The sequence below is a fragment of the Desulfofundulus sp. genome, assembly GCF_049701015.1.
Classification (GTDB): domain Bacteria; phylum Bacillota; class Desulfotomaculia; order Desulfotomaculales; family Desulfovirgulaceae; genus Desulfofundulus.
Genome location: NZ_JBNATZ010000381.1, coordinates 1 through 1,688, shown reverse-complemented (window position 1 = coordinate 1,688; position 1,688 = coordinate 1). Strand labels below are relative to the sequence as shown.

Here is a 1,688-nt window from a genome sequence, read left to right as displayed (position 1 = left end):
GCCGGCAAGCTAAAGTTGCTATACCACCCCGAAACAACCCGGCAGGCCTATAAAAGGCTGGGCCTTACCGTGGCCACTTTATCGCTACCTTTTATAGTAGCCGGCAAACTCCTCCTCTCCCGGCTCAGAACCCTCCCGGAAGGTACCACGCTCCTGGTCCTTACATACAGCACCATTCTGGCCCTTACAGCCCTAATAGCTTTCGGCCGCTATCTTCACTACCGCAGGTTCGGTTACGAGGATGAAAACCCGCTCCCTCCGGGCGGCCTGTCCTGGAAATATCCCCTTGCCGCACCGGGACTTGCATTTCCAAAGTATATCACAGTAAGCCGTGCAAGCCTTGTTGGCGGGTGCACCGGCCTTTGCACGGGCCTGGCCGGGTTAAATACCTGCGCCCTGCTGGAACCACTTTTAATGTACCTGACGGGCTTACCGCGTCTGCAGGCCCGCGCTACCGCATCTTTCGCCCTGTATTTGATCGGGGGCTTTGCATCACTCATTTACCTGCCCGACCTGTTCACCTTTACGGGAGCGGGATTAACCTTCGTGAGCCTCGGTACCGGCTACCTGGCAGGTTACTTCCAGGCAGCTCGTATCCGGCAGGAGAAATTCCCGAATCCGAAAGAGAGTATTTTCCTGGCCTGGTGGGCACTGAGTTCCGCCCTGGTGCTCACGGGAAACTGCACAACGGGGTTGTCGCCAGTGCATACCCTGGTGCTCATGTTTGGAACCACCGTGATAACCATGCTTGGCTTCACCTTGACCACCCTCTTTCAGGAACGGTAGCACGATGTATTACCCCGCACTAATACACCCAAAAATTAAAACTATTGAAGAAAGGGGGCGAAGGCGATGTCATGGCCGTCAGAAATCAATAAGCAGCGAAACAGGAGACTGCGTACCAGGTCACCCGCCAGTTACCACCAGCGGAACATCATCCACCTCTACAAGCCGCTCCGCAATTACCTGCTGTCACACCATCCGGGACTTCCACCTCCCGGGAGATGGGAAAGAAGTTTGAGCCACCCCTTCGCTGAAATTGAGATTTCGCGCGCCCTGCAGGCGGAAAAAGATGCCCGGATCAACTGCTGGCAGCTTCTCCTGCCCGCGCTCACATTGACCATACCACTGGCCCTTTGCCTGTACGGTCTTGTGAATTATTTCATTCACTAACACCGCCCACCCATGTGATATCGGTTACATGAAAGGTGAACACAGGCGGCCCCCTGGATTCAAGTACGTGGCTACATTTAATACGGGGGCCGCCAACATTTTTTCGCATCAATGTTGCCTTTACCAGTAAAATTTTTATTGCCCCGCCATGACCAGGACACCAGAAGCAGCCAGGACAAGTACCACTACTTCAGTAACAACGATTAAAGCATATGGCCAATCCTTTTTTGACACGTAAGCAGGCAGCAGGATCAGGTATCCCACCACGGTTAGCGATGCCAGGAAAGCTATACCTATAAAGCAGAGGAAATCACTGTAATGGAGCATTTTCAACCAGCCCCAGCCGGTAGGCATATGAGCCAGCTGGACAAACTTGCTGGCTTTCAAACCCCAGTACTGGGGGATCAGTGCAGGATCGATATATGGTTTCACCAGCCCGCCCATATAGAGGATACTGACTAAGACCAGCAGGGCGATGCCTGTCCAGGAACCGTAAAGGAGCACATTTGCATAAG

General features: G+C 53.6%; 3 protein-coding genes. 2 read left to right on the top strand and 1 reads right to left on the bottom strand.

All coding sequences use genetic code 11. The annotated features are described in order from the left end of the window. Together ACPLUI_RS14645 and ACPLUI_RS14640 are read left to right on the top strand one after the other, a co-directional pair. Positions 1-786, top strand: a 786-nt coding sequence (locus ACPLUI_RS14645) for a TSUP family transporter (RefSeq protein ID WP_424660974.1), incomplete at its 5' end; no start/stop codon positions are given. A 66-nt stretch (positions 787-852) separates the two neighbouring features. Further along, positions 853-1,173, top strand: a complete 321-nt coding sequence (locus tag ACPLUI_RS14640; protein ID WP_424660973.1) for a hypothetical protein — start codon at positions 853-855, stop codon at positions 1,171-1,173. Between the two features lie 135 nt (positions 1,174-1,308). Here ACPLUI_RS14640 and ACPLUI_RS14635 read toward each other — a convergent pair. Continuing rightward, the coding region (locus tag ACPLUI_RS14635; protein ID WP_424660972.1) for a DUF1634 domain-containing protein at positions 1,309-1,688 on the bottom strand (380 nt) is incomplete at its 5' end.

What these genes read in the sequence shown, in the direction of transcription:
- ACPLUI_RS14640 (WP_424660973.1), top strand. Translation starts at nt 853, where the DNA reads ATGTCATGGCCGTCAGAAATCAATAAGCAGCGAAACAGGAGACTGCGT.